23 protein-coding genes are annotated in these 24556 nt (G+C 38.0%); 22 read left to right on the top strand and 1 reads right to left on the bottom strand.

The annotated features are described in order from the left end of the window. The first annotated feature begins 56 nt into the window (after positions 1 to 56). Positions 57 to 1193 (top strand): THUMP domain-containing class I SAM-dependent RNA methyltransferase, encoded by a 1137-nt coding sequence (locus FC32_RS08210; RefSeq protein ID WP_025087424.1) that lies wholly within the window; start codon positions 57 to 59, stop codon positions 1191 to 1193. Here the strand turns inward: FC32_RS08210 and FC32_RS08205 are convergent. Continuing rightward, positions 1190 to 1567, bottom strand: a complete 378-nt coding sequence (locus FC32_RS08205) for a ribonuclease HI family protein (protein WP_025087423.1) — start codon at positions 1565 to 1567, stop codon at positions 1190 to 1192. The two genes, FC32_RS08210 and FC32_RS08205, sit on opposite strands and share 4 nt — an antisense overlap. A gap of 159 nt (positions 1568 to 1726) precedes the next feature. Here FC32_RS08205 and FC32_RS08200 point away from each other — a divergent pair, with 159 nt between their 5' ends. The 21 genes from FC32_RS08200 (at position 1727) to FC32_RS08100 (ending at position 24484) form a co-directional block, all read left to right on the top strand. Then, positions 1727 to 2113: an EbsA family protein gene (locus FC32_RS08200; protein ID WP_025087422.1), complete on the top strand. Its 387-nt coding sequence runs from the start codon at positions 1727 to 1729 to the stop codon at positions 2111 to 2113. 97 nt (positions 2114 to 2210) lie between these two features. Continuing rightward, a complete protein-coding gene (locus tag FC32_RS08195) occupies positions 2211 to 3869 on the top strand; it encodes a formate--tetrahydrofolate ligase (protein WP_025087421.1) in 1659 nt (552 codons plus the stop codon). Positions 3870 to 3995: 126 nt separating this feature from the next. Further along, on the top strand, positions 3996 to 4439 hold the full coding sequence (lspA, locus tag FC32_RS08190) for a signal peptidase II (protein WP_025087420.1): 444 nt from the start codon (positions 3996 to 3998) through the stop codon (positions 4437 to 4439). Between the two features lie 98 nt (positions 4440 to 4537). Continuing rightward, on the top strand, positions 4538 to 5443 hold the full coding sequence (locus FC32_RS08185) for an RluA family pseudouridine synthase (RefSeq protein ID WP_025087419.1): 906 nt from the start codon (positions 4538 to 4540) through the stop codon (positions 5441 to 5443). Between the two features lie 166 nt (positions 5444 to 5609). Next, positions 5610 to 6152 carry a bifunctional pyr operon transcriptional regulator/uracil phosphoribosyltransferase PyrR gene (gene pyrR, locus FC32_RS08180; RefSeq protein WP_025087418.1) on the top strand — a complete coding sequence of 181 codons (543 nt, stop codon included), beginning with the start codon at positions 5610 to 5612 and terminating at the stop codon, positions 6150 to 6152. A 143-nt stretch (positions 6153 to 6295) separates the two neighbouring features. Continuing rightward, positions 6296 to 7576: a solute carrier family 23 protein gene (locus FC32_RS08175; protein WP_056957381.1), complete on the top strand. Its 1281-nt coding sequence runs from the start codon at positions 6296 to 6298 to the stop codon at positions 7574 to 7576. A gap of 17 nt (positions 7577 to 7593) precedes the next feature. Then, the gene (locus FC32_RS08170) at positions 7594 to 8541 is read left to right on the top strand and encodes an aspartate carbamoyltransferase catalytic subunit (protein ID WP_025087417.1); all 948 of its coding nucleotides are present in this window, start codon (positions 7594 to 7596) and stop codon (positions 8539 to 8541) included. Beyond that, positions 8525 to 9805 carry a dihydroorotase gene (locus FC32_RS08165; RefSeq protein WP_025087416.1) on the top strand — a complete coding sequence of 427 codons (1281 nt, stop codon included), beginning with the start codon at positions 8525 to 8527 and terminating at the stop codon, positions 9803 to 9805. The genes FC32_RS08170 and FC32_RS08165 overlap by 17 nt, the downstream gene beginning before the upstream one ends. A gap of 2 nt (positions 9806 to 9807) precedes the next feature. After that, entirely contained in the window at positions 9808 to 10893 is a 1086-nt protein-coding gene (locus FC32_RS08160; RefSeq protein WP_025087415.1) for a carbamoyl phosphate synthase small subunit, read from the top strand. After that, the gene (carB, locus tag FC32_RS08155) at positions 10886 to 14068 is read left to right on the top strand and encodes a carbamoyl-phosphate synthase large subunit (protein ID WP_025087414.1); all 3183 of its coding nucleotides are present in this window, start codon (positions 10886 to 10888) and stop codon (positions 14066 to 14068) included. Before FC32_RS08160 ends, carB begins: the two co-directional genes overlap by 8 nt. 9 nt (positions 14069 to 14077) lie before the next feature. Then, positions 14078 to 15004, top strand: a complete 927-nt coding sequence (locus FC32_RS08150; RefSeq protein WP_025087413.1) for a dihydroorotate dehydrogenase — start codon at positions 14078 to 14080, stop codon at positions 15002 to 15004. Between the two features lie 2 nt (positions 15005 to 15006). Further along, entirely contained in the window at positions 15007 to 15726 is a 720-nt protein-coding gene (gene pyrF, locus FC32_RS08145; RefSeq protein ID WP_025087412.1) for an orotidine-5'-phosphate decarboxylase, read from the top strand. Next, positions 15726 to 16346, top strand: a complete 621-nt coding sequence (pyrE, locus tag FC32_RS08140) for an orotate phosphoribosyltransferase (RefSeq protein ID WP_025087411.1) — start codon at positions 15726 to 15728, stop codon at positions 16344 to 16346. The genes pyrF and pyrE overlap by 1 nt, the downstream gene beginning before the upstream one ends. Positions 16347 to 16514: 168 nt before the next feature. Further along, complete coding sequence (locus tag FC32_RS08135) at positions 16515 to 17462, top strand: LCP family glycopolymer transferase (RefSeq protein ID WP_025087410.1); 948 nt, start codon at positions 16515 to 16517, stop codon at positions 17460 to 17462. Positions 17463 to 17829: 367 nt separating this feature from the next. Further along, the gene (locus tag FC32_RS08130; protein WP_025087409.1) at positions 17830 to 18780 is read left to right on the top strand and encodes a LysR family transcriptional regulator; all 951 of its coding nucleotides are present in this window, start codon (positions 17830 to 17832) and stop codon (positions 18778 to 18780) included. A gap of 115 nt (positions 18781 to 18895) precedes the next feature. Beyond that, positions 18896 to 19819 carry a manganese-dependent inorganic pyrophosphatase gene (locus FC32_RS08125; protein ID WP_025087408.1) on the top strand — a complete coding sequence of 308 codons (924 nt, stop codon included), beginning with the start codon at positions 18896 to 18898 and terminating at the stop codon, positions 19817 to 19819. A 156-nt stretch (positions 19820 to 19975) separates the two neighbouring features. Further along, a complete protein-coding gene (locus tag FC32_RS08120) occupies positions 19976 to 20749 on the top strand; it encodes a DeoR/GlpR family DNA-binding transcription regulator (protein WP_025087407.1) in 774 nt (257 codons plus the stop codon). A gap of 130 nt (positions 20750 to 20879) precedes the next feature. Next, positions 20880 to 21410 carry a biotin transporter BioY gene (locus FC32_RS08115; RefSeq protein ID WP_025087406.1) on the top strand — a complete coding sequence of 177 codons (531 nt, stop codon included), beginning with the start codon at positions 20880 to 20882 and terminating at the stop codon, positions 21408 to 21410. Positions 21411 to 21482: 72 nt separating this feature from the next. Next, positions 21483 to 22643, top strand: a complete 1161-nt coding sequence (locus tag FC32_RS08110; RefSeq protein WP_025087405.1) for a pyridoxal phosphate-dependent aminotransferase — start codon at positions 21483 to 21485, stop codon at positions 22641 to 22643. Between the two features lie 75 nt (positions 22644 to 22718). Then, a complete protein-coding gene (gene murI, locus FC32_RS08105) occupies positions 22719 to 23501 on the top strand; it encodes a glutamate racemase (protein ID WP_025087404.1) in 783 nt (260 codons plus the stop codon). 68 nt (positions 23502 to 23569) lie between these two features. Next, the gene (locus tag FC32_RS08100; RefSeq protein WP_056957380.1) at positions 23570 to 24484 is read left to right on the top strand and encodes a DMT family transporter; all 915 of its coding nucleotides are present in this window, start codon (positions 23570 to 23572) and stop codon (positions 24482 to 24484) included. The last annotated feature ends 72 nt before the right edge of the window (positions 24485 to 24556 follow it).

The raw sequence follows: 24556 nt of genomic DNA, 5'->3' as shown, positions 1-24556 counted from the left end.
TTTTATCCTAGTTTTTTTATTTATGAAAATGAACTTTAAAAAGGAAGTAATAAAAAATGAAAGAATTTGATTTGATCGCAACTTGTGCTGCGGGAATCGAAGCAGTAACTGGAAATGAATTAAAACATTTAGGATATAAGACAGCTGTTGAAAATGGCCGGGTTCGTTATAAAGGAACGTTGGAAGATATTATTAAGACTAACCTTTGGCTTAGAACTGCTGATCGTGTCAAAATTGTGATCGGTGAATTTAAGGCGACAACTTTTGATGAGTTGTTTGAAAAAACTAAAGCTTTACCATGGGATGAGTATTTGCCATTAGACGCTAATTTTCCAGTTTCAGGTAAATCGCAAAAATCCAAATTGCACAACGTTCCTAGTGTGCAATCGATCGTAAAAAAGGCGATCGTGGAAAAATTGTCGGCAGTTTACCATCGCCGTTCGTTTTTACCTGAAACTGGAGCAAAATACCCATTAGAAGTTGCTATTAATAAAGATAAAGTTTTATTGACGCTTGATAGTACTGGAAGTAGTTTATTTAAACGGGGCTACCGGGTCGAAAAAGGTGGCGCACCGCTTAAGGAAAATATGGCAGCTGCCTTAGTTTTATTAGCACATTGGTACCCCGAAAAAACATTTGTCGATCCTGTTTGTGGTTCGGGGACATTACCGATTGAAGCTGCTATGATCGGTCACAATATCGCACCAGGTTTTAACCGGGAATTTGTGTGTGAAACTTGGGATTGGATGCCTAAAGATCTCAGCGAAAAAGTTCGAGCACAAGCAGAAGAACAAGCAAATTATGATATTGAACTGGATATCTGGGGCTACGATATTGATGGAAACATGATTGAAATTGCTAAGCAAAACGCAGCGGAAGCAGGATTATTACACAGTATCAATTTTAAACAATTAGCTGTAAAAGACTTTAAAACTGATAAAGAGTACGGGGTAATTTTAGCCAATCCACCATATGGCGAGCGTTTGAGCGATGAAGCTGGCGTGCATAAATTATACCGTGAGATGGGCGATGTTTATCGTCCGTTAAAGACCTGGAGCAAATATATTTTAACGAGCGACTTAGAATTCGAAAAATACTATGGTCAAAAAGCAACCAAACGGCGCAAATTATACAATGGTTCTTTACGGACCGATCTTTTCCAATATTGGGGTGAAAGAAAGCCAAAAAATTAATCATTTAGGGCTTGTAGTGCTAAAGTGTGCGCTCCTTTATTTTGGCTATCAGCGATCCATTGGTTGATCACTAAGGGAAAATTTTGCTGCAGCTCGAGTAGTTGAGCAAGCTCTTTAGCAAAAGATTTACTATATTTTTTGGTAAGGCTATCAATGACGATCTTACTATCTGAATAAAAAAAGACATTCTCAGTTTCAGGAAAATGTTCAAGTAAGTATTCAAAACCTAAAATAGCAGCTTTAAACTCCGCTTGGTGATTATTTGAAGCTGTTATTTTTTGTTTAAGTTGGAATTGTTGTGTAGCGGTAACGAGTAGAATGCCCGTAGCGCTGTTATCCTTTTTAGTTGCAGCATCAGTATAAAGTTTTACCATAAGTATTTGACCTCGAAATGTGTAATTTTTGAGTGAAATAGCACGACCCCAAAAATATTTTTAAATAATTGTTAAACCACAAAATGAATTGTACAATTTCACTATAATAAGATTGTACAATCTAATCAGGGTATTTACCAAAAGAAAGGTGTTTTTTAGTTGAAACAAAAATTTTATTGCCAACCTGATATTCCAAGTTCGATCACTTGTTGGTCATATACTTTTATGATTTTTTTGACAAGTCTATTCTTATGGTTAGAAATAACTGTTTTTCAAATCTGGACTGCGCTAACTTTTGTGTTATTTTTACTAGTAACGTTGATTCAAATTTTTAGGCGAAAGATCATTTTAACTGAACGAGAAGTACAAATTAAAAATGTTTTATCGTTAAACAACAAGAAGATTTTTCGTTCGGAAATCAAAAAAGTTGAAAAGACCCGGATGCAATTGAAAATTACCGATAAATATCGTACATATTCGCTTTTGATGTTGCCAAAAAGCAAAAATAAATGTTTTGAGCTTTTAGAAAGTTCGGATTTAAATTAGAAATAAACCGTTTATACTAATTTTTTGGTTTTTAAGGTGACAAAACACGAAAAATGACGTATACTAAACTTAATTTTATTAAAGGAGCGCATGTGAAGTGAAGGATATTGAAATTGCACAACAAAGTGAAATGTTACCAATTGTAGAAATCGCTAAAAAAGCAGGACTAAGTGAAGACGAGATTGAACAATATGGTCCTTATAAAGCAAAAATCGGTCTCCCCTTGTCAGCTCGACCAAAAACAAAGCAAAAATTGATCTTGGTAACTGCAGTTAACCCAACTCCAGCAGGGGAAGGTAAATCAACTGTAACGGTTGGCTTAGGTGATGCTTTAAACTTAAGTGGTCAAAAGGCAATGATTGCCTTACGTGAGCCCTCCTTAGGTCCAGTTATGGGAATGAAAGGTGGCGCAACTGGCGGTGGTTATTCACAAGTTGTTCCAATGGAAGATATCAATCTTCACTTTACTGGAGATATGCATGCGTTAACGACGGCTAATAATACTTTAGCAGCTTTGATCGATAATCATATTTACCAAGGAAATAAGTTGGGAATCGATCAACGTCGTGTTATTTGGAAACGTGTTTTGGATATCAATGATCGTGCTTTACGTCATGTGGTGATCGGAATCGGTGGAATCACGCAAGGTATTCCACGAGAAGATGGATTTGATATCACGGTTGCTTCTGAAATGATGGCGATCCTTTGTTTAGCAACTGATATTGCCGATTTAAAGCGACGCCTAGGAAAAATCGTGATCGGATATACATTTGAAAAAGAACCTGTAACAGTTGATCAACTAGGTGTTACAGGCGCACTTGCGTTACTTTTAAAAGATGCATTAAAGCCTAATTTAGTTCAAACTTTGGCACATACACCAGCAATTATTCACGGTGGTCCCTTTGCTAATATTGCTCACGGTTGTAATAGCGTTTTAGCAACTAAGACAGCTTTACAATTGGCAGATTACACGGTCACAGAAGCTGGTTTTGGGGCTGATCTAGGTGCTGAAAAATTCTTAGATATCAAAGCGCCACAGTTAGGCAAATATCCAGATACGATCGTGATCGTTGCGACTGTTAGAGCTTTAAAGATGAATGGTGGAGTTGCTAAAAATGAACTTGATCACGAAGATCTTGTTGCGCTAGAAAACGGCTTTGCTAATTTAGCTCGTCATATTAAGAGTATGAAACGCTACAATATTCCAGTTGTAGTGGCGATCAATCGTTTTATGGCTGACACTGAGGCTGAATTGACAAAATTAGTTGAACTTTGTGCAGAGATTGATACTAAAGCTGTTGTAGCTGATGTTTGGGCTAAAGGTGGCACAGGGGCCTTGGATTTAGCACAAACTGTCATTAAAACTTGTGATAAAGATGTTGCCCCAGTCGAATTGTATGCTAAAGAGGACCTGCTTGAAGATAAGATCAAAACGATCGTAACCGAAATCTATGGTGGAAAAGATGTAGAGTTTAGTCCTAAGGCCCTTCGCCAGTTGCAGGAATTTAAAACATTTGGATGGGATAAATTACCTGTCTGCATGGCAAAAACACAATATTCCTTATCTGATGATCCTAAGAAATTAGGGGCACCAACTGATTTTACGATCCATGTGCGTGAATTTGTACCTAAATTAGGGGCAGGTTTCATCGTTGCTTTGACTGGAAATGTTTTAACAATGCCAGGTTTACCTAAGGTCCCAGCGGCGATGGGGATGAATCTAGCTGATGATGGAACGATCATAGGTCTTTATTAATAAAACTAACTTTTGTAATAAAGCCAAATGCGTCTAGTATTTGGCTTTATTTTTGTAAAAAATTGAGATAAGATGGATTTGGTACTATTGTTATGAGAGTATAAGATAGAGAAAGGATATTGATAAATGCCATTATATATTCTCTTGATTTTTGCAGTCGTTTTGCTTGATCAATTGATGAAAATCTTTATTCAACAAAATGTACCGCTAAATATCAGTTATGAAGTGCTTCCAGGGATCTTATCTGTGGGACACGTTCGAAATTATGGCGCCGCTTGGAGTATGTTTTTAGGGCAAAGGTGGATCTTGATCATTATTTCTATAATAGCACTTGTTATTTTTGGCTATTATTTTAAGAAATTGTACCATAATTGGGGATATGGTCTAGGCTTTTCTTTAGTGATCGGGGGAACACTTGGAAATTTGATCGATCGACTCTTTTCAGGATATGTCGTTGATATGTTTGAATTGAATTTCATTAATTTTCCAGTGTTTAATATTGCTGACTGTGCTTTGACCATCGGCGTGATCATTATTTTGCTAACAATGTTAAAAGATGAAAATTTCTAGATTTCTATCTCGTAAGCTCTAGGTTTGTCCTGGGGCTTTTTATTATGGAAAAAATCTTGCTATAATAAAGTTAATCAATAAAAGAAGGATGAGATTTGTTGAAAGAAGCAGTGATCACAAGCCAAACGGGGCGTTTAGATAAAGTGTTGACCATAATTTTTCCAGAATATTCCCGTTCTCAGATCCAACAGTTATTGGAGCAAGGAAATATTTTAGTTAACGCTACTAAACAAAAAGGAAAATATAAAGTTAAAACTGGAGATAAGATAGTTTTACAAGAACCAGAGATCAAGACACTTGCGGTCGAACCTGAAAATATAAAGCTGGATATAGTTTATGAAGATGAAGATGTAGTCGTTGTCAATAAACCACAAGGAATGGTTGTTCATCCAGCACCAGGACACGAAAAACATACGCTAGTAAATGCTTTGCTATACCACTGTCCTTTATCAACGATCAACGGTACATTTCGGCCCGGCATAGTTCATCGAATTGATAAGGATACTTCGGGCCTATTAATGGTTGCTAAAAATGATCAAGCGCATCGAAGTTTAGCGCAACAGTTAAAAGATAAGACTAATTTACGGGAGTATATTGCTTTAGTTCATGGTCGGATCAAAGAAGATAGTGGCACGATCAATGCTCCTTTAGCTAGAAGTCCTAAGGATCGTAAAAAACAAGCAGTTGTAGCTGGTGGGCGCGATGCGATCACACATTTTAAAGTCTTAAAACGATATCAGAATTATACTTTGATCAGTTGCCGTTTAGAAACCGGTCGAACGCATCAAATCAGAGTGCATATGAAATATATTGGTCATCCGTTAGTAGGTGATCCTTTATACGGCCCTAAAAAAACGATCAAGGGAAACGGCCAATTTTTACATGCTGCTAAATTAGGGTTTGAGCATCCACGAACTGGTGAATTTATGACTTTTGAAGCAGATTTACCGGAAGTTTTTAAAAAACAGTTAGCATATCTTGACAAAACAGCAGAAATAAAGTAAATTATTTATAAATAAATAAGCAAGTCCTTTAAGAGTAGTCCTGTGAGGCTAGCAAGGTACGGTTTTATAGTAGCTTCCACGGGTGGAGTCTATTTATTTAGCGCTATTCTTAGAGTGTATCTTTAAGAATAGCGCTTTTTTTATAATTTTTAGGAGGTTTTTAGCTGTGGCTAAGGAAATAATTGATGCAATTACAATGAAACGCGCATTGACACGAATGACTTATGAGATCATTGAAAAAAATAAGGGCGTTGATAATATCGTTTTAGTTGGGATCAAGACACGAGGAATCTATCTTGCTAAACGAATTGCTGCGCGATTACAACAATTAGAAGATGTAACTATTCCAGTGGGAGAACTTGATATCTCACTTTATCGAGATGATGTTCATCATGATGCGAATGAAAAAAATGAGCCAGTCGTTAAAGGTAGTCAAATTGCTTTTGATATCAACGATAAACATGTGATCCTAGTTGATGATGTGCTCTTTACCGGTAGGACGATTCGCGCCGCACTTGATGCATTAATGGATCAGGGCCGCCCAAAGACGATCAACTTAGCTATTTTAGTTGATCGCGGGCACCGCGAGTTACCAATTCGTGCAGATTTTGTTGGTAAAAATATTCCAACTTCATTAAATGAAGAAGTTTCGGTCTTTGTTGAAGAAATCGATGGTAAAGACGGAATTGAATTAAAGACAATTAAATAAGCTGACCGTTTTAATTGGCTCCAGAGAGGGCAAAAAGGGTTAAAAGACTTAAGTGATAGTATGCTTAAGTCTACCTTTTAGAGCCCGAAATGAAATATTTCGGGCTTTTTTCTTAGCAAAAACTAGGCTAAAAGGAGAATGAAATGAGTAAAAAAGAAGTTTTTAGAAATGAAGATGCGTTGTTAGATATCAATGACCGTCCCACCTTACCCCATTGGCTATTATTATCTATCCAACATTTATTTACGATGTTCGGTGCCACGGTTTTAGTACCGTTATTGATCGGCTTAAATCCAAGTATTGCGTTATTTTGTTCTGGGGTCGGAACGATCGTTTATCTCTTATGTACTAAAGCGAAGATCCCTGCATATTTAGGTTCAAGTTTTGCTTTTATTATGACGATGCAAGTTTTAATGAAAAATTATGGCTATCCTGCAGTTGGCCAAGGTGCAATCGCAGCGGGGCTAGTTTACGTGATCGTCTCTTTGATCGTCGGAAAATTTGGTTCAAGCTGGGTCGATAAATTATTACCACCAGTTGTAGTTGGACCAATTATTATTGTAATTGGACTTTCGTTAGCAACGACCGCAGCTAATGACGCAATGATGAATAATTCAAATTATGACTTGAAATTTTTTGGAGTTGCGATCTTTACACTTTTGATCACTATTATTTTTAATATCTTTCTACGTGGTTTTCCAAGTATGATCCCAGTTTTACTTGGGATCATTGGAGGCTATATCTTAGCTGTTATTGTTGGAATTGTTGATTTTACTGCCATGGTAGAAGCTAAATGGTTTACCTTACCATCGTTTGATGTCATGTTTGTCAATTATGATTTTAAATGGTATCCTGCTGCGATTTTAGGGATGGCCCCAATTGCCCTTGTAACAATGACAGAACACATGGGTCACATTATGGTTTTAAATAAGTTGACTAAACGTAATTTCTTTAAAGATCCTGGGTTGAACCGGACGTTACTTGGGGATGGTCTTTCAAGTGTTATTGCTGGTTTTGCTGGTGGACCACCAACAACTTCATATGGTGAAAATATTGGTGTTTTAGCCATGTCTAAAGTTCACTCAGTTTGGGTGATCGGTGGGGCAGCCTTTTTTGCGATCGTCTTTAGTTTTTGTGGCAAAGTTTCAGCTTTGATCCAATCGATCCCTAACCCAGTAATCGGTGGGATCTCGTTTTTACTCTTTGGGATGATCGCCTCAAATGGTTTACAAATTTTAGTTGATAATAAAGTTAACTACTCATTGAAGCGAAATCTAGTTATTACCTCAGTTATTCTGGTAGTCGGTGTGGGAGGCACATACTTACAATTAGGTAACTTCCAGTTAACAAGTATCGCTTTAGCAACGGTATTTGGGATCGTGCTTAACTTAGTATTACCTAAATATGCTTTTAGTGAGCGTTAAGCTTAGGAGGAAAAATAATGCAACATTTTGTATCGGTCGATGAATTAGATGAAGATAAAGTCTTAGCTTTGATCAAACGGGCACAATATTTTAAACAGGGTGGAAAACCTGAAAAAGACTTAAGTGAAGTTTATTGTGTCAATATGTTTTTTGAAGACTCAACTCGTACGCATACGAGCTTTGAAATGGCAGAAAGAAAGTTAGGTTTAAATGTCTTATCCTTTGATCCTAAACAAAGTTCTGTCAACAAAGGTGAAACTTTGTATGATACTTTGCTGACCATGGATGCGCTTGGCGTTGATCTGGCAGTGATTCGTCACTCAGAAAATCAGTATTATCAAAAGTTGATCGACTTAGCACCAACTCAGACACTTTCAATCGGAATCGTTAACGGTGGCGACGGTAGCGGACAACATCCGTCACAGTGCTTGTTAGATATGTTAACGATTTATGAGCAATTTGGTAAATTCAAGGGGCTAAAGGTAGCGATCGTAGGTGACATTACTAATTCACGCGTTGCTAAAAGTAATATGGAATTGCTAAATAAGTTAGGGGCAAAAGTTTTCTTCTCGGGTCCTAAATATTGGTATGATCCAAGCTTTGAGCAATATGGTACGTATAAAACATTAGATGAATTAGTTGCTGAAGTTGATGTCTTAATGCTACTTCGGGTCCAACATGAACGTCATGCTGGTGATCAAAATGAAGCGAATTTTTCTAAAGAACGATATCATCAAGAATTTGGCTTAACTAAGGAGCGTTATGAACGCTTAAAATCAGATGCAATCGTAATGCATCCTGGTCCGATCAATCGGGATGTTGAATTTGCAAGTGAGCTAGTTGAAGCACCTAAGTCACGTTTTAAAGCACAGATGCAAAATGGTGTCTTTATGCGGATGGCAATGCTAGAAGCAGTGATCAATGAACGAAATTTAGGAGGCAAAATTAATGAAGACATTAATTAAGAATGGTACAGTTTATCAAAATGGAAAACTTTTAAAAAATGATCTCTTGCTTGAAGATGACAAAATCACACTTCTAGGGACTGATTTAAGCGATGTGGCGTGTGATCAAGTGATTGATGCCCAAAATAAATTAGTTGCCCCAGGCTTAGTTGATGTTCATGTTCATTATCGTGAACCAGGTTTTACTCATAAAGAAACCATCAAGACTGGTTCTTTAGCCGCTGCGCATGGTGGCTATACGACAGTTTGTGCCATGCCAAACTTAGATCCAGTACCGGATACACCGGAAAAAGTGAGTGAATTAGTTGCATTAAACAAGCAAGATGGGGTCGTGAATATCAAACAATATGGGGCGATCACGAAAGGATTAAAAAGTGATCAGTTGTTAGACTACGCAGGGATGAAAGCATCTGGAGCGTTTGCCTTTAGTAATGACGGTTGTGGTGTCCAAACAGCAGGTACGATGTATCAGGCAATGCTTGCAGCTAAAAAACTAGGCGTTGCACTTGTAGCACACGTCGAAGATAATTCTCTTTTATTTGGTGGCGTGATGAATGCTGGAAAACGTGCAAAAGAATTAGGTTTACCAGGGATTTTGGGAATCAGTGAATCTTCGCAGATCGCACGCGATCTCTTGTTAGCTAAAGAAACTGGGGTCCACTACCATGTATGCCATGTTTCAACTAAAGAAAGTGTTGAATTAGTGAGATTAGCTAAGGCACACGGCATCAATGTGACTTGTGAAGTTTCGCCCCACCATTTGCTTTTAAACGAAGAAGATATCCCAGCTAATGATGGTTTTTATAAGATGAATCCACCTTTGCGTGCAAATGAAGACCAACAGGCTTTAATCGCTGGAATCTTAGATGGAACGATCGATATGATCGCAACTGATCATGCCCCACACAGTATTGATGAAAAGACGGGTGATATGCGGACCTCGGCTTTTGGGATCACTGGAAGTGAAACAGCCTTTGCATTGTTATATACACGGTTAGTTAAACAAGAAAAGATATTGACATTAGCGCAACTTTTAGACTTGATGGCTAAGAATCCGGCTGAAAAATTCAACTTTGCAGCTGGTGTACTTTATGCTGGAGCTACAGCGGATATTGCAATTTTTGATCTTGAAAATGAATTTGAGCTTAAGGAAGAATATTATTTTTCAAAAGGGAAAAATACTCCATTTACGGGACAAAAAGTCTACGGTGAAACATATATGACATTGGTAAACGGAAAAGTCGCTTATCAAAAGGAGGATTAGGCATGCAACGATATTTAGTATTAGAAGATGGCAGTGTCTTTAGTGGCAAGGCTTTTGGTTTTGAAGGGCAATCAACCGGTGAAGTTGTTTTTACTACTGGAATGACAGGCTATCAAGAAGCAATCACTGACCAATCATTTGCTAACCAGATTTTGGTCTTTACTAACCCCTTGATCGGAAACTACGGCGTAAACCTAGATGATTATGAATCGATCACGCCAAACTGTTGTGGGGTGGTTTGCCGTGAGGTTGCACGAGTTTCTGATAGTTGGCGAAAACAAAATGACTTTGATAGCTTTTTAAAACAAATGAAGATCCCAGGGATTTGCCATATCGATACCCGTGCCTTGACTAAAAAATTACGTGAACACGGTACGATGAAGGGATGTTTAGTTGATTCCTTACACGATATGGATCATACCTTAGATCAATTGCGAGCTACTGTTTTAAATGATCGAGTAGTTGCTCAAGTCTCAACGACTAAGCCATATCCTAATCCAGGTGAAAAACGCAATGTGGTCTTAGTTGATTATGGTTTAAAGCACAGTATCTTACGCGAACTTTCAAAAAGAGATTGCAATACGATCGTCTTACCATCTAGCGCAACGGCACAAGACATCATGAACCTTAAGCCAGACGGTGTCATGCTTTCAAATGGCCCTGGTGATCCTAAAGATGTTTTACATGCAGTTGAAATGGTCAAGGAGATCCAACAGCATTATCCATTATTTGGAATCTGTTTAGGACATCAGATCTTTGCTTTGGCTAACGGAGCAGACACATACAAGATGAAATTTGGTCACCGTGGTTTTAATCACCCTGTGCGTGAAATCGCAACTGGACGCATCAATTTTACTTCACAAAATCATGGTTATGCAGTTGATCCAGCTACAGTTGATAAAGATGAATTGATCATCACTCATAAAGAGATCAATGATGGTACTGTTGAAGGATTAAGACATAAAAAATATAAAGCATTTAGCGTGCAATTCCACCCAGATGCTGCGCCTGGTCCACACGATGCCGTAGACCTTTTTGATGACTTTATGCATATGATCGACCAACGAAAGGATGAAAAAAATGCCTAAAAGAACAGATATTAAAAAAATCATGGTCCTTGGATCTGGACCGATCATCATCGGCCAAGCTGCTGAATTTGATTACTCTGGTACGCAGGCATGTATGGCGTTACGTGAAGAAGGTTATGAAGTAGTTTTAGTTAACTCTAATCCAGCCACGATTATGACTGACACCGATATTGCAGATCGTGTTTACTTAGAACCGTTAACAGTTGAATCGGTATCCCGCATCATGCGTCAAGAGTATCCTGATGCACTTTTACCAACACTTGGGGGGCAAATTGGTTTGAACTTAGCGATTGCCTTACATGAAAGTGGAATTTTAGATGAATTAGGTATTGAATTATTAGGAACAAAGCTTTCGGCGATCGATCAAGCTGAAGACCGCGAAAAATTCAAAGAATTAATGCTTGAGTTAAACGAACCGATCCCAGCATCTAAGACAGTTAATACGGTGCAAGCTGCCTTAGATTTTGCTGCAGAAATTGGCTATCCGGTGATCGTTCGTCCAGCCTTTACGATGGGGGGAACCGGTGGTGGTTTGTGTGATACACCAGCTCAGTTAGCTGAAATCGCTGCTAACGGTTTAGATCTTTCTCCAGCAACACAATGTTTGATCGAAAAATCAATCATGGGTTATAAAGAAATCGAATTTGAAGTAATGCGTGATTCGGCTAATAATGCGATGGTCGTTTGTTCAATGGAAAACTTTGATTCTGTGGGGATCCATACGGGGGATTCGATCGTGGTCGCTCCGACTCAAACATTGACTGACCGTGAGTATCAAATGTTGCGTGATTGCTCCTTAAAATTGATCAGAGCTTTGAAAATTGAAGGTGGATGTAACGTTCAGTTAGCGCTTGATCCTAATAGTTTCCATTATAATGTGATTGAAGTTAATCCCCGTGTTTCTCGGTCATCAGCACTTGCCTCTAAGGCTACAGGCTATCCGATCGCTAAGATGGCGGCTAAAATTGCCGTAGGTCTTACCCTAGATGAAATTAAAAATCCGGTTACACAAACAACTTATGCCGAGTTTGAACCAGCTTTAGACTATGTTGTTGCCAAGATCCCACGATGGCCATTTGATAAATTTGCTCAAGCAGACCGAACATTAGGGACACAAATGAAGGCAACTGGAGAAGTAATGGCAATTGGGCGTAACTTAGAAGAAGCCTTACAAAAAGCAGTTCGCTCACTTGAAATCGATGAAAAAGATCTGCTAGCAGCTAAGGCCATGGAAGCTTCCGATGAAGAATTAGTAGCTAAATTAGTACATGCCCAAGATGATCGCTTGTTTTATATTGCAGAAGCCTTTAGACGTGGTTATTCTTTAGCAGAAGTTCACGAGTTTACTAAGATCAATCTTTATTACTTAGATATTGTAAAACATATTACAGAACTTGAAGCTCAGTTAAAAGAAGCACCAAACGATATCGAAGTATTAAAAGAAGCTAAATATTATGGTTTTAGTGATTACACGATCGCAAAACTTTGGCATAAAACAGTAGATGAGATCAGAGACTTACGGAAGGAAAATCAAATAATTCCAGTTTATAAAATGGTCGATACTTGTGCAGCTGAATTTGAATCACATACACCATATTTCTATAGTTCATACGATATGGAAAATGAAAGTCATCCTTCCGACAAAGAATCAGTGTTAGTTATTGGTTCTGGTCCGATCAGAATCGGTCAAGGTGTCGAATTTGATTATGCGACAGTTCATAGCGTTAAAGCGATCCAAAAGATGGGCTATGAAGCAATCGTGATGAATTCTAACCCTGAAACGGTTTCGACCGACTTTTCGGTATCGGATAAATTGTATTTTGAACCTTTAGATTTAGAAGAAGTTTTAAACGTGATTGAATTAGAAAAACCAGTGGGTGTGATCGTTCAATTTGGTGGGCAAACAGCGATCAACTTAGCTGCTGGTTTGGCTAAACACGGAGTAAACGTCTTAGGAACTAAAGTAGAAGACCTTGATCGAGCAGAAGATCGTGAATTATTTGATCAAATCATCAAGCAATTGGGCTTAAAACAACCAGTCGGAAAAACGGCTACGACAAAAGAAGGAGTTTTAGCTTGTGCACATGAGATTGGTTATCCTGTGCTTGTTCGTCCAAGTTATGTTTTAGGTGGACGTGCCATGGAGATCGTTAACAACGATACCGAATTAAATGAATATTTAGCTGAGAATGCTTACTTAGCCAAAGATCATCCAATTTTAGTTGATGCCTACCTTGAAGGTTACGAATGTGAAGTTGATGCGATCTGTGATGGCGAAGATGTCTTGATTCCAGGCATTATGGAACATATTGAACAAGCTGGGGTCCATTCAGGTGACTCAATGGCTGTCTATCCGCCACAAAACTTTGGTGCTAGTGTTAAAGAACAAATTGAAGATGCCACTCAAAAGTTAGCTGTCGCCTTAAAATGTGTGGGGATCATGAACATTCAATTTATCGTTCATCAAGGCGAAGTTTACGTACTTGAAGTTAATCCACGTGCTAGTCGTACGGTACCATTTTTAAGTAAAATCACCGGGATCAAGATGACCCAAGTAGCAACTCAAGTAATTTTAGGTAAGAAACTTAAAGAACTCGGCTACGAATCGGGAATCTATCCGGAATCGGAAATGATCCATGTTAAAGCACCAGTCTTTTCCTTTAATAAGTTAGCTGATGTTGACAGCTTATTAGGACCAGAAATGAAATCAACTGGTGAAGTTATGGGGAGTGATTATAGTTACGCTAAGGCTTTATATAAAGCCTTTAATGGCGCAAATATCAAGTTACCAGAAAATGGTAGTGTCTTGTTTACCGTTAAAGATAACGACAAAAAGACAGCTCTACAACTCGCTAAACGCTTTGCGCGGATCGGTTATCGCATCTTTGCAACAAAAGGAACCGCTGATTTCTTAAAAGAAAATGGGTTACATGCTTTAGAAGTCGGTAAGATCGGGCAAAATGATGCAGCAAAAGGAATTTTAGAAACGCTCCAAAATAATGAAGTAGATATTGCGATCAATACGATGGATCATGACCAAGAAAAAGTTTCGGATGGCTTTGTGATCCGCCAAACAGCAATTGAGCATAACGTGGCGTTGTTGACTTCATTTGATACCGTAGATGCGCTACTTAAAGCATTAGAAAATCGCTCTTACTCAACCGATGCATTATAGGAGGAAATTATGACAAGATTAGCAGTAAAATTACCCGGATTAGATTTGAAAAATCCTATCATGCCAGCTAGTGGAACTTTTGGTTTTGGCGATGTTTCTGCCGCTAAAAAGTTCGATTTAAATGAATTAGGTGCGTTAGTAGTCAAAACGACAACACCAGAACCACGAGACGGAAATCCCAATCCAAAAATCGCAGTATTAGATAATGGTGTTATCAATGCCGTGGGTCTCCAAAATCCAGGTGTTGATGTGGTCATTTCTGAAAAATTAGTTGCTTTAAAAGAAAAATACCCACAACTTCCAATTATCGGCAGTGTTGGGGGCTCTACTTTAGATGATTACGTGGAAGTTGCTAAGAAACTTTCGGATTCAAATTTAGTAACAGCTTTAGAATTAAATATCTCCTGCCCAAACGTTCATGAAGGTGGGATGGCTTTTGGAACTGATCCTAAGACGGCAGCTAAATTGACTCGTGCCGTAAAAGAAGTTTCTGCTGTTCCTGTATACGTTAAGTTATCACCAAATGTGACCGATGTTGTTGCAATTGCCCAAGCTGTTGAACAAGCTGGAGCAGATGGCTTGACGATGATCAACACTTTAATGGGGATGAGTTTAGATTTAAAGACTCGTAAGTCAGTTTTAGGTAACTTAACAGGTGGTTTTTCGGGACACTCGATCAAACCGATCGCAATTCGGATGATCTATCAAGTATCACATGCAGTTGATATTCCAATTATTGGGGTAGGTGGGATCAAGAGTGCTAAAGATGTGATCGAAATGTATTTAGCAGGTGCTAGCGCAGTTCAAGTAGGGACAGCTCATTTCTATGACCCACTGATCTGCCCACATTTGATCGAAGAACTACCTAGTTTGATGGATGAACTTCAAATTGATAGCCTAGAAACTTTGATAAACGAAGTCAAGGAGGCTAGATAGAGATGAAAATAACTCGTCCGATCATTGCGCTAGATTTTAATGATCGCCAAGTAGCCTTAGATTTTTTAGAAAAATTTCCCGCCGATGAAAAGCTTTTTGTCAAAATTGGGATGGAACTTTATTACAGTGAAGGTCAAGAGCTCGTTAAGGAAGTTAAAGCTTTAGGACATGATGTCTTTTTAGATCTGAAGTGTCATGATATTCCTCATACCGTTGAGCGAGCAATGTTTGTTTTAGGGAGTTTAGGAGTCAGCTTAACTACAACGCATGCTAGTGGCGGTAGTGAAATGTTAAAAGCGGCTAAGCATGGTTTGACGGAAGGTGCTTTACAAGCAGGGCAAGCAGAGCCTAAGTTATTAGCGATCACCCAATTGACCTCAACTGATGAAGCAATGGTCAAAAAAGAGCAACTATCAGCCGTAAGCTTGCAGGAAAGTGTAGCTAATTATGCGAAACTTGCCTATGCTTCCGGGCTAGATGGAGTAGTCTGCTCTGGGCATGAAGCTAAGCAAGTTGAAGCGTTAACGACGCCTGAGTTTTTGCGTGTAACGCCAGGAATTAGATTAGCCAATGATAGTGTTGGTGATCAAAAACGGGTCATGACACCAGATAAAGCGGCGAAAAACGGTTCAAGTGCGATCGTCGTTGGACGTTCGATCACGCAAGCCAAAGATCCTGTCGTAGCTTATGCAACTGTTAAAGAACTTTGGAGGGAAAATTAATGAAAGAAATCGCAAAAGATCTATTAGATATTCAAGCGGTCAAATTATCGCCTAGTGAACCATTTGTTTGGGCAAGTGGCATCAAGAGTCCAATTTATTGTGATAATCGTCTAACGATCAGCTATCCTAAGATTCGCACGGCAATCGCTCAAGGAATCGCAGCCTTGATCAAAGAAAATTATCCCGAAGCTGAAGTGATCGCAGGCACAGCTACAGCAGGGATTCCACATGCAGCATGGATCGCAGCAGAACTTAATTTGCCCTTGATCTACGTTCGTTCCAAGCCAAAAGATCATGGACGTGGAAAACAAATTGAAGGTGTTTTAAAACCAGGGGCTAAAACGGTCGTGATCGATGATTTACTTTCGACTGGCGGAAGTGTGTTAAAGGCAGTTAAAGCAGCTCAAAACGAAGGAGCCGATGTTTTAGGTGTAGGTGCGATCTTTAGTTACCAACTGCAAGCGATCACTGATAATTTTGCGGCGGAGAATTTGTCATACTTTACCTTGACAAATTATACTGAATTACTAGAAGCAGCTGTCGAAAATGACTACATTTCAGCTGATGAACAAAAAGTTTTAGCACAGTGGCGCTTAGCTCCAGAAAAATGGAACGGCTAGTTTAACTAGAAATAAACTGACATGAGTTATATCACTATTATCGTAATTGATAGGAGTGATATAACTCTTTTTTAGCTTAAAGTACATTTGTATTATACAAATAATTCAATAACTGTTATAATGGACAGGGTTTGTTATAATTATACTTTTATAAGGTGGGTGAGTTAAATGGCTGATGAAAAAAAGTCGCATAAGAAGCATCGCCATGGACGTAAAAAGAAAAAATGGGTGAGATGGGTCGTCGGCATTATCGCTGTCATTTTACTAGTTAATATTGCAATTGCAGGTAAATTTTATCTTGATGCAAAAAAAGCAGTTGATAATACATATAAGGCTGTAAAACACGAAAATAAACGGAGCTCTAAGGTTAGTTTAAGTAAGGGCCAACCATTCTCCGTACTTTTATTAGGGACTGATACTGGTGAATATGGCCGGACTGAACAAGGACGTTCTGATACGATCATGGTAGCCGCAGTTACTAAAAACAAAACGCAATTATTAAGTATTCCACGTGATACATTAGTAACGATCGCTGGCTATTCTGGTAATAATAAGATCAATGCTGCTTATGCTTATGGCGGTGTGACTGGAGCGGTCAATACGATTCAAAATTACTTAGATATTCCGATCGATCACTATATTGAGATCAACATGAAAGGTTTAGAACAACTTTCGGCTGCAATTGGTTCGGTCAAGGTTGAAAATGACTTAGATTTCACGAACATGGGAATCCATTTCCCTAAAGGTGAAGTAACGATCAATTCAAGTAATATTTTGGCTTATACTCGGATGCGTTATGAAGATCCGCGTGGTGACTATGGTCGTCAATTACGGCAACGTATGGTCGTGACAGCTTTAGTTCAAAAGGCTGCTTCGATCAATAGCATCACGAAGTATCAAAGTATTTTAAATGCGATATCATCAAATGTAAAAACCGATTTGACCTTTGATGATATTAAAGATATTCTTGCAAATTATAGTGAAGCTAAAAATATTGAGCAGGTTCAATTAAAGGGTACGAGTGAAACAATTGATGGTGTTTCTTATGAAGTTGTTTCTCAGGAAAATCTCGCTAAAGTACAAAAATTATTAAAATCTGCTTTAAATGTTAAATAAATGATATATTTTAGCAAATCACTTGATTTTTAAGCGCGATTCACGATATCATTACGTGTGTACAGGTAAAAAACAGTTTTGTTTATTACTTTGTGCTTGCGTATTTGTTCAAATCGTGTGGAAGTGATTTGAGCTGAAAGTAGCGATGACTTATGTGTGGAAGTATAAGTCATCGCTATTTCTTTTTATAGTAAAAAACACTTAAAATATATAGGATACTTTTTATTAGACAAAGTTTATTTTTATAAAAATAAGAGCGAAATTTTTTAACATTTCTATCATAATATAGTATACTTATTTATATAAAGATAAGGTATTTAACATCAAAATTAATAATGAGTAATGCTAGTAGAAAGGATATTCTTATATGAAGACACAACAAGAAAATATATTTTCTTCAAAAACATTAACTTATTTTTTACAGTTAGCTGAAACGATGAGTTATACTCAAGCAGCCCAAATTTTAGGGATCACCCAACCAGCTTTAACGCAACAGATCAAAAAACTTGAACGCACAGTCGGTGCACCATTATTTTACTCGGTCGGAAAGAAACTTCATCTTTCAGATGCGGGTTACACAATGCTTGATGCAACCCACCAAATCTATGAAACACTTAATCAAGCAGCTGATGAGATCCAACAATCGACCAGTGCAACGCAAGGGACGATCAATATTGGTATTTTAGCCTCGATCGAAGATAGTGTATTCACAGAATTTGCGGTCAGATATTACCAAGAAAATAGTGGGATCAAGTTATCGATCCATATGTTGACACGTAAAGAAATATGGGAGCGCTTAGAAAATAATACAATTGATCTAGCCGTAATGTACTTGCCAGATGATAGTATAAAAAACTGGAAACCTTACGAAACTAAGAAGATCTTGACCGAAGATCTCTTATTCTTGCATAATAATGAACGTTTGCAAAAGCGTAAACGTGTTCGCCTAAAAGATACTTTGAGTAATAAGTGGGTCACTTATCCACCACAATATTACTTAAATGATACGATCAGAGAAGCTTATAAAAATTCAATGGTCGATAGTCCAAGTAGTGTCGCTCACTTTGCTAAACCAGAACAATTATTTGAGTTTGCGAAAAAGACAGGGACCTACACCGCATTACCGACTTCTTTTGTAGCGGCTCATAACCATGGACAATTAGGGATCGCATTATTTGAACCTGAGATCAAATTTGATCTAGCCTTTGTCTTTAGGCGTGGGAAAGATCAAATTCCACGTATCGACAGTTTCTTAAAGAACTTTGATCGTTACATTTCGCAAGAAGATTATGTCGCTAGACTAAAGGAAAGCTTATAATTTTTAAGAGAGATCGGCAGTGATCTCTCTTTTTAAGTTGAATATATATTTAAGTTTAGGGCGGTCTATGGTACTATTATTAGAGTTAGATACTTTAGATAGGAGAGATCATTTGATGAAAGAATTAGTATTTGGTCATAAGAACCCTGATACAGATGCGATCGTAGCAGCTAAAGCATATGCATACCTTCAAAATGCATTAGGTAACGAAGTAGAAGCGGTTGCTTTAGGCGAACCAAACGAAGAAACAAAATTTGTGTTAGACTATTTTGCTGAATCAGCACCACGGGTGATCACTAAAGCAAGCCCTGAAGTAGCAGCTGTAATGCTTGTGGATCACAACGAAGAACAACAAAGTGTGGATGATATTGCAGAAGTTACAGTAACAAATGTGGTTGATCACCACCGAATCGCTAACTTTGCGACTGCTGCACCATTGTATTACCATGCTGAACCAGTTGGTTGCACAAGCACGATCATTTATGGTGAATTTGTGCAAAATGATGTTGAAATCCCAGCTAAATTAGCTGGCTTGATGCTTTCAGCTATTATTTCTGATACATTATTGTTCAAATCACCTACAACAACTAAAAAAGATGAAGTAGCAGCTAAAACTTTAGCTGAAATTGCTGATGTTGATCTTGAAAGCTATGGTTTAGAAATGCTTAAAGCAGGTACAAACTTGGCAAGTAAAACAGAAGAAGAATTGATCACAGCTGATGCTAAATCATTTGAAATGGGTGGTAAGACAGTGCGGGTCGACCAAGTTAATACGGTTGATTTGGATGAAGTCTTTGCTCGTGAAGATGCTTTACGCGCAGCCATCACTACACAATGTGAAGCTGAAGGCTATGATTTATTCTTATTGATGGTAACTAATATTTTAGATTCCAATACTCGTTTATTAGTTGTCGGCGAACCAAAAGAAATGGTAGAAAAAGCTTTTGATAAGGCTTTAACAGCTGATAAAGTTGATCTTCCTGGTGTGGTTTCACGTAAGAAGCAAATCGTACCACAACTTGAAGCTGCTTTTAACTAGAAAGTACTTTATAAAAATGAGTCCTGCGGGGCTCTTTTTTAGTGTGCTCTAAAGTAAGGAAAGTTAATGATGTTAGTTTTAGTTTATAAGCACTTTTAATTATATATATGTAACGGTATAATGAATTTAGAGAATAATTTAAGAGGTGCTGTTCGTATGAGTCAGGAAAAAAGAATTGAATTGATCAAACAATTGCTAGAAGAACGTCAAGAACTATCGACCAAAGACATTATGCAAGAGTTTGGGATCTCACAAGATACAGCACGACGTGATATTGTGTTGCTGACTAAAAAAGGTGAAGTGAGACGAACACATGGGGGAATCTTACCGCTTGATTTTGGTAGAAGTGTCCCTAATTTTCAAAGTCGGTTGACTCGTTTTACTAAGCAAAAGACACAAATCGCATTAGCGGCCGGACAATATTTTAAACCTCATCAAGTCTATTTTGTCGACTCATCGACGATTTTGCTCAAAACTTGTCAAAATCTCAATATGCCATTAACGATCGTAACCCATTCGTTGGATAATTGTATGGCATTAGCCGAGCATAACAAGGTTAAAGTTAAAGTCTTGAGTGGAACTTTAAATCATGAAAATCGATATTTTTACTCCAATTTAGCAATCGAAGAATTACAAAATATCGTTTTTGACACAGCCTTTATTGCAGCTTCGGGTATCGATGCAAATGGAGCCTATTTACTTGATCAAGATGATGCTCAAATTGTGGGGATGGCGGTAAAGCGGGCGCGTAAAGTCATCTTAGTGGCAGAGCACCATAAGTTTGTTAACCAATCCTATTACCGGATTTGTCCGTTAGATAAAATATCGCTATTTATCACAGATGAGGAACCAACACCGGCACAAAGAGCAATGTTTTCACCTGAAACTGAGATAATTATCACTGCCGAAAAAGAAGAGGTCAAAGAGTAAAAAATAACAGGCAAATTGCCTGTTATTTTTTTATGGCTATAGTTAACCTTTGTGATTGTTTAGGTTGACAAAAAGCTGGGTAAAAGTTATGCTTGAGAAGATAAATTGGTATGTAGGAGAGAAATTTTTAATGAAAAATCGTTTATTTTATTTGTCTTTATCTGGCGTAATGTTAGCTTTATTGATTATTTGTTCGCAATTGACGGTGCCATTTTTTATGATTCCATTAACACTTCAGACGCTAGCAGTTGGCTTGATCGCTACGCTTTTGCCTTTGAATTTTGCGCTTGAAACGATCCTTGTTTATTTATTGATGGGAGCTTTGGGGTTACCAGTCTTTGCAAACTTTAGAGGGGGAATCAGTGTCTTTCTCAGTAGCACAGGGGGCTATCTTATTGGTTTTATTTGCTATGTAGTAGCATGTGGCTTGCTTTTAAAGCAAAAGAGCTTTAGCAATATTTTACTGGCTAATCTCGTTGGGGCAACGATCCAATTGCTGCTAGGATCTCTCTGGCTGATGATCGTAAGTAATTTAACGCTAAGCCAGGCGTTGTTGATCGGCACGGTTCCTTTTATTTTACCGGGACTTATCAAAGTTTTACTAGTTGGGATGTTAGGAAGACCGTTATCTCGACAACTACAAGTCAAATTGAAAAATTAATGGAACTAAACTTCTCTTTTTGGTGTTAGACTGCTATAATAGAGAAAATTTAAAAAAGTGAGGTCTTGTGTGATGAAAGATAGATTCAATAAAAAAGTTCAAGTGATTGCTGTTTCTGATATTCGTCAGTTTGACTCTGAAGTAAGCCAAATCGATGGAATCATTAAACTCACACTTGGAGAACCAGATTTTAACACCCCTGAACATGTAAAAGAGGCTGCTATTGAGGCAATCAAAGCAGACCAATCTCACTATACACCTAATTCAGGGATCATGGAGTTACGCCAAGCTGCTGCCGATTATTACAATGAAAAATATGGTCTATCTTATAAACCACAACAAGTCATCACTACGGTCGGTGCTACTGAAGCGATCGCTGCGAGTTTACAAACAATTCTCAACCCCGGCGATACGGTCTTAATGCCCACGCCAGTCTTTCCCATTTATGCTCCGATCAGTGAGCTAAATGGGGCAAACGTAATGCAGATCGATACGAGTGCCGATGGTTTTGTTTTAACACCAGAAAAATTAGCTCAAGTTTTACGCGAAAACAGTGCTAAAAATATTAAGGCATTAGTTTTAGTATACCCAAGCAATCCAACCGGAAATACGTATTCTAAAGAACAGTTGGAAGCTTTAGCAAAAGTAATTAAAGAATATGATATTTGGGTCTTGTGTGATGAGATCTATGCGGAATTAACTTATGAAAATGATCATACTTCAATGGCAAAATTTATTCCTGAAAATGTAATTGTTATCAGTGGGTTATCCAAATCACATGCGATGACAGGCTGGCGCTTAGGTTTTATTTTAGCCCCCGATGATTTTAGTGAACAAGTGGTCAAATCGCATCAATATATGGTTACAGCACCAACAACTAATGTTCAATATGCTGCTTTGGAAGCTTTAACTAATGGTAAAGATGATGCTGCTAAGATGCGAGTCGAATATAAAAAACGGCGTGACTATATGAAAGATGTTTTGCAAGAGGCTGGTTTTGAAGTGGTTGACCCTGCAGGAGCTTTTTATCTCTTTGCTAAGATCCCTGAAAAATTTGGAACAGATTCTTGGAAATTTGTGCGGACCTTGGCTAAAGAAGCAAAAGTAGCCTTGATCCCAGGTGTTTCCTTTGGCGCTGGTGGGGAAGGCTATGTTCGGTTAAGTTACGCCGCTTCCCTAGATGAACTAAAAACAGCTGGTGAACGTATCAAGGAATTTGTAAAAAATTATTAAGGCTATTTCTCATCGACAAAAAGTGTTACAATAAGTAATTGTGAATAATGTAGTAGCAAGAGATGAGGAACGAAAATGACTAAAAACAAGGCTTCGGCTCCAATTGGAGTTTTTGACTCTGGTCTTGGTGGCATTAGTGTTTTACGTGAGATGTATAAATTAATGCCAAATGAAGATTATTACTTTTTTGGTGATTCTAAAAATGCACCATATGGAACTAAATCTGTCGCCCAAGTCCGGCAATTAAGTGAAGACATCGTTCAGAAATTTATTCAAAATGATGTAAAAGCTATCGTGATTGCTTGCAATACTGCAACTAGCGCAGCCGCAAGTTATTTGCGTGAAAAATACCCAGACCTTCCGATCGTTGGTTTGGAACCAGCAGTCAAACCAGCTGTATTGCATCAAGAAAATTCACGTGTTTTGGTGATGGCAACTCCATTGACGTTAAAGGAAGAAAAATTCAATAATTTGATGGGTCGTTTTAAAGATCAAGCACAGATCATTAAGCTACCTGCCCCAGAAATCGTTGAATTTGTTGAACGTGGTGAGTTAAATACACCTGAGCTTTATACTTATTTAGAAGAGATCTTAGCTCCGTATAAACAACAAGTTGATTCTGTTGTCTTAGGATGTACGCATTTTCCGTTTGTAAAACGGGCAATTCAAAATGTAATCGGTGAGAATGCTTATATTGTAGACGGTGGAGCTGGAGCAGCACGAGAATTGAAACATTTATTAGATATAAAGGACTTACGTAATTTACGACCAGAAAATGGAACGATAACATTTGAAAATAGTCGTGATACTGCGGCCGAAATTAAGTTAAGTAGAGAATTGATGGACTTATCAGATTAGGTAAAGGTGCTTTTTTAGCACCTTTATTTATTTTTGATAAATATTAGTTAGCATAAGAGAGGAATAAGATGACAAGGCAACAAAAATTATGGACGTTACTAACGATCATTTCAACTATTTTGTGGGGGATCGCTGGATTATTTGCTAAACAAATTTTTCTAAGCGCGCCTAAGCTTACCCCAATGTTATTGACACAGATCAGAATGATCGTTGGCGGAACGATGCTACTCATATTTTCAACTATTAGAAAAGAAAATACCTTAGCGATCTGGCACAATAAAAAAGATGCCCTGACTGTTATAGCTTATGGGCTAGCTGGGATGATTCCTGTACAATTCTGTTATTATAAAGCGATACAATTAGGGGATGCTTCGATCGCGACGATTTTGCAATTCGTGGGGCCATTCTTCATTATTTTTTATTTGGCGCTATTTAGACGACAAAAACCCAGTCGGATCGAAGTTATCAGTACACTGATCGCGTTTTTAGGCGTTATTATTTTAGCGACCCATGGTGACTTGACCCAATTTGCAATTACGCCGGCAATTTTGATCTGGGGATTATTATCAGCGGTGGGGAGCGCTTCAAGTGCTTTGATCCCACAAAGTTTATTGAACAAATATTCAGCGATCGCAGTCACAGGTTGGGGCTTGATCACAGCTGGGATCGGATTGATCATTTTGCAACCAACATTTGTGAAGATAGATTTAAATTTTGAAACGATTTTATTACTATTAGGTGTCATTGTTTTAGGAACAGTTATTCCTTTTTACTTATTTACTAATGCACTTAAATATATCAGTGCAACTACGGCAAGTATGTTAGATGCGTTTGAACCGATCTCAGCTACAGTAGGGTCGATCATATTTTTTGGTATGACGTTAAGTCGCTTTGATCTGATCGGGTCACTTTTAGTGATCGGAGCAGTCTTGTTATTAAATTGGCAACCTAAGCGACCTAATTTTGAAAATAGGTCCGAATAGCAGTAGAATATACCTATACTTATAATAAGTGTAGATATTTTTTGTATAATAATAAAACCGTTTACAATCAGC

The sequence above is a fragment of the Ligilactobacillus apodemi DSM 16634 = JCM 16172 genome, from assembly GCF_001434405.1.
GTDB lineage: Bacteria > Bacillota > Bacilli > Lactobacillales > Lactobacillaceae > Ligilactobacillus > Ligilactobacillus apodemi.
This window is presented reverse-complemented; position numbering and strand designations above follow the sequence as displayed.

What these genes read in the sequence shown, in the direction of transcription:
- FC32_RS08210 (WP_025087424.1), top strand. Translation starts at nt 57, where the DNA reads ATGAAAGAATTTGATTTGATCGCAACTTGTGCTGCGGGAATCGAAGCA.
- FC32_RS08205 (WP_025087423.1), bottom strand. Translation starts at nt 1,567, where the DNA reads ATGGTAAAACTTTATACTGATGCTGCAACTAAAAAGGATAACAGCGCT.
- lspA (WP_025087420.1), top strand. Translation starts at nt 3,996, where the DNA reads ATGCCATTATATATTCTCTTGATTTTTGCAGTCGTTTTGCTTGATCAA.
- FC32_RS08175 (WP_056957381.1), top strand. Translation starts at nt 6,296, where the DNA reads ATGAGTAAAAAAGAAGTTTTTAGAAATGAAGATGCGTTGTTAGATATC.
- FC32_RS08170 (WP_025087417.1), top strand. Translation starts at nt 7,594, where the DNA reads ATGCAACATTTTGTATCGGTCGATGAATTAGATGAAGATAAAGTCTTA.
- FC32_RS08165 (WP_025087416.1), top strand. Translation starts at nt 8,525, where the DNA reads ATGAAGACATTAATTAAGAATGGTACAGTTTATCAAAATGGAAAACTT.
- FC32_RS08160 (WP_025087415.1), top strand. Translation starts at nt 9,808, where the DNA reads ATGCAACGATATTTAGTATTAGAAGATGGCAGTGTCTTTAGTGGCAAG.
- carB (WP_025087414.1), top strand. Translation starts at nt 10,886, where the DNA reads ATGCCTAAAAGAACAGATATTAAAAAAATCATGGTCCTTGGATCTGGA.
- FC32_RS08150 (WP_025087413.1), top strand. Translation starts at nt 14,078, where the DNA reads ATGACAAGATTAGCAGTAAAATTACCCGGATTAGATTTGAAAAATCCT.
- pyrF (WP_025087412.1), top strand. Translation starts at nt 15,007, where the DNA reads ATGAAAATAACTCGTCCGATCATTGCGCTAGATTTTAATGATCGCCAA.
- pyrE (WP_025087411.1), top strand. Translation starts at nt 15,726, where the DNA reads ATGAAAGAAATCGCAAAAGATCTATTAGATATTCAAGCGGTCAAATTA.
- FC32_RS08135 (WP_025087410.1), top strand. Translation starts at nt 16,515, where the DNA reads ATGGCTGATGAAAAAAAGTCGCATAAGAAGCATCGCCATGGACGTAAA.
- FC32_RS08130 (WP_025087409.1), top strand. Translation starts at nt 17,830, where the DNA reads ATGAAGACACAACAAGAAAATATATTTTCTTCAAAAACATTAACTTAT.
- FC32_RS08125 (WP_025087408.1), top strand. Translation starts at nt 18,896, where the DNA reads ATGAAAGAATTAGTATTTGGTCATAAGAACCCTGATACAGATGCGATC.
- FC32_RS08120 (WP_025087407.1), top strand. Translation starts at nt 19,976, where the DNA reads ATGAGTCAGGAAAAAAGAATTGAATTGATCAAACAATTGCTAGAAGAA.
- FC32_RS08115 (WP_025087406.1), top strand. Translation starts at nt 20,880, where the DNA reads ATGAAAAATCGTTTATTTTATTTGTCTTTATCTGGCGTAATGTTAGCT.
- FC32_RS08110 (WP_025087405.1), top strand. Translation starts at nt 21,483, where the DNA reads ATGAAAGATAGATTCAATAAAAAAGTTCAAGTGATTGCTGTTTCTGAT.
- murI (WP_025087404.1), top strand. Translation starts at nt 22,719, where the DNA reads ATGACTAAAAACAAGGCTTCGGCTCCAATTGGAGTTTTTGACTCTGGT.
- FC32_RS08100 (WP_056957380.1), top strand. Translation starts at nt 23,570, where the DNA reads ATGACAAGGCAACAAAAATTATGGACGTTACTAACGATCATTTCAACT.